Genomic DNA, 8,273 nt, shown 5'->3' on the forward strand with positions numbered 1-8,273 from the left:
CCAGGTGCCCCCGGCACCGCCCGGTGCGTCCGCTGCGTCCGCAGGTGGCACGTTCGGGGAGTTGCCCGTCATTGCGGCGTGCTGGCCGCGCCTTCGGCGGGTGCGGCGTCCGGTGCTGGCTCGGGCACCGGCATGGCCTCGGCACCGGGTTCGGCGGCCGGGGCGGCGCTGCCCGCTGCGGGCTTTTCTCCGGTGCCGAACGGGTCATCCATGTTGATGGTGGGCTCGGCGGACGAGTCGGCCGGCATCTCGAGTTGCACCTTGTCCAGGTCGACCACCTGCTCCTTGTCCAGGAAGACGGTCACCGTCTGCGGGAAGAAGATCACGATCGCCACCAGGATCAGCTGCATGATCACCCAGGGGATGGAGCCCATGTAGATGTCGCTGGACTTGACCGGTCTGTCGATGCGTTTTTCCTTGAACAGCGTGTCCGAGATGCCGCGCAGGTAGAACAGCGCGAAGCCGAAGGGCGGGTGCATGAAGCTCGTCTGCATGTTCACGCACAGCAGCACGCCGAACCACACCAGGTCGATGCCCAGCTTGTGCGCCACGGGGCCCAGCAGCGGCAGGATGATGAAGGCGATCTCGAAGAAGTCGAGGAAGAACGCCAGGAAGAAGATGAAGATGTTCACCACGATCAGGAAGCCGATCTGGCCGCCTGGCAGGTCGCTCAGCAGGTGTTCGATCCAGATGGCGCCATCCACGCCCTGGAACACCAGCGAGAACACCCGCGAGCCGATCAGGATGAACACCACCATGGCCGTGAGCCGCATGGTGCCGTCCATCGCTTCCTTGATGAGCTGCCACGTGAGCCGCTTGTGGATGGCCGCCAGGATCAGCGAGCCCACCGCGCCCATGGCACCGGCTTCGGTCGGCGTGGCGATGGCGTGGTCCATGAAGGGCAGGCCACCCATGGAGCCCAGCACCGCGAAGATCAGGATGGCCGAGGGAATGATGCCGCGCAGGCACTTGCCCCACAGGGCCCAGCCGTGCAGCGTGCGCGCCGTCTTGGGCAGGCCGGGCACGTACTCGGGGCGGAAGCGGCCCAGCAGGAAGGTGTAGATGGCGAAGATCAGCACCTGCAGGATGGCGGGGCCCCAGGCGCCCTTGTACATATCGCCCACCGAACGGCCGAGCTGGTCGGCCATGACGATCAGCACCAGCGAGGGCGGCACCAGCTGCGTGATGGTGCCCGAGGCCGCCAGCACGCCGGTGGAGTAGCGCATGTTGTAGCCGTAGCGCATCATCACCGGCAGCGAGATCATGGCCATGGCGATCACCTGGCCGGCGACGGTGCCGGTGATGGCCCCGAGGATGAAGCCCACGATGATGACCGAGTAGCCCAGCCCGCCGCGCACCGGGCCGAACAGCTGGCCCATGGAGTCGAGCATGTCCTCGGCCAGGCCGCATTTCTCGAGCACCGCGCCCATGAGCGTGAAGAACGGAATGGCCAGCAGCAGGTCGTTGGACAGGATGCCGAACATGTTGATCGGCAGGTTCGCCATGAAGTTGGCCGGGAACCAGCCCATCTCGATGGCGAAGAAGCCGCTGAACAGGCCCAGGGCCGCGAGCGAAAACGCGACCGGGAACCCGATCAGCATGATCACGATCAGCCCCGCGAACATGATCGGGGCAAAGTTTTCCATGTGCATTCTGGTGTCGTCCTGAGAGAAGTCGGTGGGGCAGGGGCGGGCGGGTGCTTACTGCACCGGCTTCTCGTAGTGCGTATTCATCTGGATGTCGCCGCGCAGGTAGGCCACGCGCTTGATGATCTCGGCCACGCCTTGCAGGAACATCGCGCCGAAGCCCAGGGGCATCAGCAGCGCGGCGGGCCAGCGGATCAGGCCTCCGATGTTGCCGGACATCTCGCCCGACACCAGCATGTGCCAGAAGAACGGCGCCGTCAGCCAGGTGAGCAGGCCCATCACCGGCAGCAGGAAGACGATCAGGCCGAACAGGTCCACCAGCACGGGCTTCTTGCCGCGCAGCCGGCCGTAGATGATGTCCACGCGCACGTGCTCGTTGAGCTTGAGCACCAGCGGCGCGCCCAGCATCACGGTGGTGGCGAAGAGGTACCACTGGATCTCGAGCCAGGCGTTGGAACTCATGTCCAGGCCGTAGCGGATGATCGCGTTGGTGGCGGAAATCAGAGCGGCGGCGAGCACGGCCCATCCGGCCACCTTGCTGAGCTTGGTGGAAATCCAGTCCATGCCCATGGCCAATTTGAGGAGTCCTGACACGGTTTGTCTCCTGGAGAACTTGGGGAATTATTGAAATACGGCGGCCCGGCCGCTGCGCGTGGACGCAGGGCCGGCAGTGGCGCCGATCGTACTCCCGGGCTGCTGAAAAAAGCCTGACGCTGGGGGGTGGGGTTTTCCCGTGCGGCTTGGCCCTGCGCACCGCGCCATGACAAGCAGGGCAAAAGAAACCCCGCGGCACAGCGCGGGGTGGGGCGCCCAGGGGGGCCTGGAACGTGCCGTCTCAGCAGCTTGGTGGGCAGCGCCGTTGACGCGGCCGGGCGGGTGTCATGGAATGCGCTGGTCGTCGCCCGCGGGGCCGTCGCCCGGGCCGCGCTTGCGCGGCCACCAGTGCTCGATGCACTCGGCCGCGCGGTCCTTGCCCCCTAAGCCGAAGGCCAGCGCCAGGGCGAACACCGCGCCGCCCAGCACGATGAGGAAGCTCTGGCGCACGATGTCGCCGCCGATGCGCAGGTGGTCGAGCGCGATCAGCACGACGAAGGCCACGATCGCGTACTGCGCCAGCTTGCCCAGCAGCACGGTTTCCTTCAGGCCGCTGCGCCGGCCCTGCGCGGCCACCATCTCGCCGACGAAGCGGCCGAAGTATGCGCCCAGCGCGAGGATGATGAGCGCGATGAACAGGTTGGGCACGAACCACACCACGCGGCTGAGCAGCGCGGTCACGTAGCTCAGGCCCAGACCGTTGAAGGCGATGAGCAGCGAGGCGAGGATGACCAGCCAATAGACCAGGATGCCGAAGATGCTGGTGGTGTCGCCCTGCACGCCGCCTTGCTTCAGAAAGCCGTCGAGCCCGGCGCGCTGCGTGAGCACCTGGAAGTTGATCGCGCGCAGCCCGCGGGTCACGGCGAAGCGCGCCGCCTTGGCCACCAGCCAGCCGGCTGCGACGACGAGCAGGGCGATGAGAAGCCGCGGCAGGAATGCGCTGACCTGCAGCAGCATGGCGCGGGCCGGTTCCAGATGAATGCTGAAATTTTCCATGGAGGGTGCCCTCAATTGATCGGGTGAACGTGGACGGTCGTTGACGGGCCGGGTGACGGGCGCCTACGGTGCCGCAGGGGCGGGCGAGGGCGAGGCCGCGGCGCCGATGAGCGCCAGCAGCCCCTGCAGCGGCACCTGCGCCCAATCGACGCGGTTGCCGAGTTCGTAGCGCAGCTCGTACAGCGCCTTCTCGATCTCGAACAGCGCCACGATGGCGCCGTCCGGCACGGGGGCCACCTCCAGGTGGGCGCCGGGGTGGGTGGCCGGGGCGCTGGCCTCGGCGGCATAGGCATCGAGAAACGCGGCGCGCGTCTCGCGTTCCCATTGCTGGGCCGCTTCGTCCAGGCGCAGCATCTCCTCGGTGGACTGTGTCATCCGCTTGAGCGCGGCCCAGCGGGCGTAGTTGAACGAGCGCAGCATGCCGGCCACGTCGCGCAGGGGCGAGCTCTTGGCGCGGCGCTGCTCGAAGGTGCGGCCGGGTTCGCCCTCGAAGTCGATGATGACGAAGTCGTTGTCGGTCACCAGCACCTGGCCCAGGTGGTAGTCGCCGTGGTAGCGCGTCTTGTGGCCCGAAGGGGTCACGCCGGTACCCTGGCCGATGCGGTCCATGAGGGTGGCGCGCCGGGCCAGCAGGGCCTGGGCATCGGTGCGCGCGGCGGGGGGCAGGTCGGCCATGCGCTGCTCCAGCAGCGCCAGCGTGTCGGCCGCCTCGGCCAAGGCCCGCTCATGGAAGGCCTGCACGTCCTGCGCGGTGACCGGCTCCGGATCGAACGCCGGGTTGCCGGTGCGCAGCGCGAGTGCCCGGTGCAGGCCGGCGGTGCGGCGGCCGAGGGTTCGCACCAGCGCGAGGAAGCCTCCATGCACGTCCGCCGTGGCGCCCGAGGCGATGCGCGTGTCTTCCAGAAACCGCTCCAGGTAGCCCAGGGTGTATTCCCAGCCGTCGCCCTGGTTGGACACGTAGGACTGCACCAGGGCCAGCGTCATGGTCGTGCCGTCGCCCGCGACGTACTCGACCGCGCCGCCCACCGGCACGCAATGCTCGAAGCGCGCGGCCTCGGTCAGGAAGCGGCCCACCTCCAGCTCGGGATTGACCCCGTTGCGCACGTGCCGGTAGCCCTTGAGGAACAGCTTTTCGCCCAGGGTGACCACGGTGTTGCTGCTCTGCGCGCCCGGGCGGCCCACGGTGAGGTCATCCAGCCCCTGCGCCATCCCGGCGAAGGCCACGGTGCTGCGAAAACGCAGCGTGCCGCCGCGGTCGGTTCCCAGTTGTTCGTTGGCACCGATGGCCCGCACCACCGCGCGGCAGAAGGCCTCGTCGTGGAAGGCGTCGCCCATCACGCCCACGTTGGCCTGCTGGCGCACGCGCGCCACGCCGCCGGGCGAGAGCCGGCGCATGCGCTCTTCATCGCCTTCTTCCCATGCCAGGGCCAGGGGAACGAAGTACGAGGCAGGCGGCGTGGACGGGGCCTCGACATTCAGGATCGGCAGCATCCATTCATAGCCGCCCTCGGTCTTCCACACGGTGTGGTCCTGGATGCGTGCGCGCTCGATGGCCGTGCCCTTGCCGGCGTACCAGCGCTGCAGCTCGATGTAGCGCGGCAGCGTGTCGGATTCGAATTGCACGCGCATGCGTTCGGCCATGCCGATGCGCCAGGGCATCACGTTTTCGCGGAAGAAGCTGGTCCAGCCGTCGAACAGCACCAGCACCGGGCGCTCCTGCAGGTCGAGCCCGTCCTGGTGCCAGGAGGGCACCTGCGCCTCGGTGGACAGGCGGAACCAGTAGAACCCGTAGGAGTGCAGCGTGAGCAGGTAGGGCAGGTCGCCGATGGGCGGGAAGGTGACGCGGCCCAGCATTTCCAGTGGGGCGCGCCCCTTGTAGGCCGACAGGTCCAGCTCCACCGGCTGGGCGGCGCGAGACAGGTTGAACACGGTCAGGATCACGTCGTCGCCGTGTTCGCTGATGTAGGCGAGGATCTTGCGGTTGCCCGGCTTCAGGAAGATGCGCCGGCCACGCCCGAAGGCCCGGCTGGTCTTGCGCACGGCCAGCATGCGGCGGGTCCAGTTGAGCAGCGAACTCTGGTCGCTGGCCTGGGCCTCGACGTTCAGCGCCTCGTAGCCGTACACGGCATCCATGATGGGCTGCAGGTACAGCCGCTGCGGGTCGGCGCGCGAGAAGCCGGCGTTGCGGTCGGGGTTCCACTGCATCGGCGTGCGCACGCCGTTGCGGTCACCCACGAACACGTTGTCGCCCATGCCGATCTCGTCGCCGTAGTAGATGATGGGCGAGCCGGGCATGGACAGCAGCATGCCGTTCATGAGTTTCACGCGGTCGATGTCGTTTTCCATCAGCGGCGCCAGGCGGCGGCGGATGCCGAGGTTGATGCGTGCGCGCATGTCGGCGGCGTACATGGTGTACATGTAGTCGCGTTCCTTGCTGGTCACCATCTCCAGCGTCAACTCGTCGTGGTTGCGCAGGAAGATCGCCCACTGGCAGCCGTCGGGAATGTCGGGCGTCTGCTGCAGGATCTCGACGATGGGGTGGCGGTCTTCCTGGGCGATGGCCATGTACATGCGCGGCATCAGCGGGAAGTGGTAGGCCATGTGGCATTCGTCGCCATCGCCGAAATACTCGCGCACGTCCTCTGGCCACATGTTGGCCTCGGCCAGCAGGAAGCGGTTCTTGTATTCGGCGTCGATCGCGGCGCGCAGCCGCTTGATCACCGCGTGCGTTTCGGGCAGGTTCTCGTTGCTGGTGCCGTCGCGCTCGATCAGGTAGGGGATCGCGTCCAGCCGGAAGCCGTCCACACCCATGTCGAGCCAGAAACGCATGGTCTTGAGCACGGCCTCCATCACCAGCGGGTTGTCGAAGTTCAGGTCCGGCTGGTGGCTGAAGAACCGGTGCCAGTAATAGGCCTTGGCCACGGGGTCCCAGGCCCAGTTCGACGTCTCGGTGTCGGTGAAGATGATGCGCGTGCCCTGATAGATCTGGTCGGTGTCGCTCCACACGTAGAAGTCGCGCTCGGGCGAGCCGGGCGGCGCGGTGCGCGCGCGCTGGAACCAGGGGTGCTCGGCGGAGGTGTGGTTGATGACCAGCTCGGTGATCACGCGCAGGCCGCGCTGGTGGGCCGCGTCCAGCATCTCGCGGAAGTCGTCCAGCGTGCCGTACTGCGGGTGGACGTCTTCGTACTCGGAGATGTCGTAGCCGTCGTCGCGCAGCGGCGATGGGTAGAACGGCATCAGCCAGATCGTGTTGACCCCGAGGTCCTTCACGTAGTCGAGCTTAGCGGTCACGCCCTTGAAATCGCCCACCCCGTCGCCGTTGGTGTCGAAGAAGGCCTTGACGTTGAGCTGGTAGATGACCGCGTCCCGGTACCACTGGGGATCGTCGCTGGTGTCGATCTCCGTGTTCTCGGGGGTAACGGCCGGCTCTGGCTCGGGCAGGGGGTGGACCAAAGGTGCATTCATGGGCGGCTCTTCTTTTTATTCAAAATGGTCGAAGTCGTCGTGGCGGCCGACGCGCCGGCGCACCACGAACACGTGGGCGGGCGAGCGGTGCGGGTCCAGCAGCACGTAGTGCGCATCGCCCTGCCAGACGAATCGCTGCTGGCTCAGCAGGTCGTGCATCTGCCAGTCAGTGGGAGGGGGTGCGGGCTGCGAGGCCGGCATGTCGGACGTGGAGGGGTCGGTGGCCGCGATGTCCGCCGCCGACAGCCGCAGCCAGCCCGACTGCGGGTGGTGCGGGTCCAGGTTGACCACGGTGACCACGATGTTCCGTCCGTCAGCGGAGTGCTTCATGTAAGCCAGCAGCTGGTCGTTGTCCACATGCAGGAAGCGCAGCCTGTGGTCCGCATGCAGGGCCGGGTTCTCGCGCCGGATCTGGTTCACGCGGGTGATGAAGGCGCGCAGGTTGCCGGGGCGCTCCAGGTCCCAGTGGCGCAGCTGGTACTTTTCGGAGTCGAGGTATTCCTCGCTGCCCGGCCCGCGCGGCAGGTGCTCCAGCAGTTCATAGGCCGGGCCGTAGATGCCGTAGTTGGCGGCCAGCGTGGCGGCCAGCACCAGCCGTGCCATGAAGACGGCCGGCTCGCCGCCCTGCAGGTGCTCGTGCAGGATGTCCGGCGTGTTGGGCCAGGCGTTGGGCCGGAAATACTCGCGGCCCGGTCCGGTGGACAGCTCGGTGAAGTACTCCGTCAGCTCGTGCTTGGTGTTGCGCCACGTGAAGTAGGTGTACGACTGGGTGAAGCCCCGCTTGGCCAGCCCGTGCATCACCTTGGGCCGCGTGAAGGCTTCGGCCAGGAAGATCGTGTCCGGGTGGTCGCGCTGGATCTCGGCGATCACCCATTCCCAGAACGGAAAGGCCTTGGTGTGCGGGTTGTCCACCCGGAAGATGCGCACGCCCTCGCCGATCCAGTGCTCGAACACGCTTTTGAGTTCGCCCCACAGGCCGCGCCAGTCGTCGCATTCGAAGTTGAAGGGATAGATGTCCTGGTACTTCTTGGGCGGGTTCTCGGCGTACTGCACCGTGCCGTCGGGGCGCCAGCGGAACCAGTCGGGGTGTTCCTTCACATAGGGGTGGTCCGGCGCGCATTGGAAGGCAATGTCCAGCGCCACTTCCAGGCCCTGCTCCTTGGCGGCCACGACCAGCCGGCGAAAGTCCTGCACGGTGCCCAGTTCGGGCAGGATGGCCTTGTGCCCGCCTTCCTTCGCGCCGATGGCCCAGGGGCTGCCCACGTCGTCGGGCCCCGCGGCCAGGGCATTGTTCTTGCCCTTGCGCTGCTCCCGCCCGATGGGATGGATGGGTGGGAAATACAGCACGTCGAAGCCCATGGCCGCGATATCGGCCAGGCGCGCCTCGACGTCGCGGAACGTGCCGTGCAAGCCCGCGGTGGGGGAGGTGGAGCGGGGGAACAGCTCGTACCAGGTGCTGTAACGGGCCCGCTCGCGGTCGGCCCGCAGCGGCAGGGCGTCGGGGTAGCGCACCTCGAAGCGGCGGTCGGGGTGGCGGCGCATCGCCGCGGCGGCGGCTTCGTCCAGCGCCAG

5 protein-coding genes are annotated in these 8,273 nt (G+C 67.4%); all 5 read right to left on the reverse strand.

Annotated features, from left to right (window positions below; genetic code table 11):
* Positions 1-68: 68 nt before the first annotated feature.
* Positions 69-1,652 (reverse strand): TRAP transporter large permease, encoded by a 1,584-nt coding sequence (locus tag AC27IQ_RS15685; RefSeq protein ID WP_487090009.1) that lies wholly within the window; start codon positions 1,650-1,652, stop codon positions 69-71.
* 48 nt (positions 1,653-1,700) lie between these two features.
* Positions 1,701-2,240 (reverse strand): TRAP transporter small permease subunit, encoded by a 540-nt coding sequence (locus tag AC27IQ_RS15690; RefSeq protein WP_272564385.1) that lies wholly within the window; start codon positions 2,238-2,240, stop codon positions 1,701-1,703.
* Between the two features lie 285 nt (positions 2,241-2,525).
* Positions 2,526-3,236 carry a mechanosensitive ion channel family protein gene (locus AC27IQ_RS15695; RefSeq protein WP_284405925.1) on the reverse strand — a complete coding sequence of 237 codons (711 nt, stop codon included), beginning with the start codon at positions 3,234-3,236 and terminating at the stop codon, positions 2,526-2,528.
* A 63-nt stretch (positions 3,237-3,299) separates the two neighbouring features.
* The gene (gene treS / locus AC27IQ_RS15700; protein ID WP_487090010.1) at positions 3,300-6,701 is read right to left on the reverse strand and encodes a maltose alpha-D-glucosyltransferase; all 3,402 of its coding nucleotides are present in this window, start codon (positions 6,699-6,701) and stop codon (positions 3,300-3,302) included.
* Between the two features lie 15 nt (positions 6,702-6,716).
* A partial coding sequence (locus AC27IQ_RS15705) for an alpha-1,4-glucan--maltose-1-phosphate maltosyltransferase (protein WP_487090011.1) occupies positions 6,717-8,273 on the reverse strand: 1,557 nt, incomplete at its 5' end.

The sequence above is a fragment of the Acidovorax sp. KPB24-07 genome (assembly GCF_057543315.1).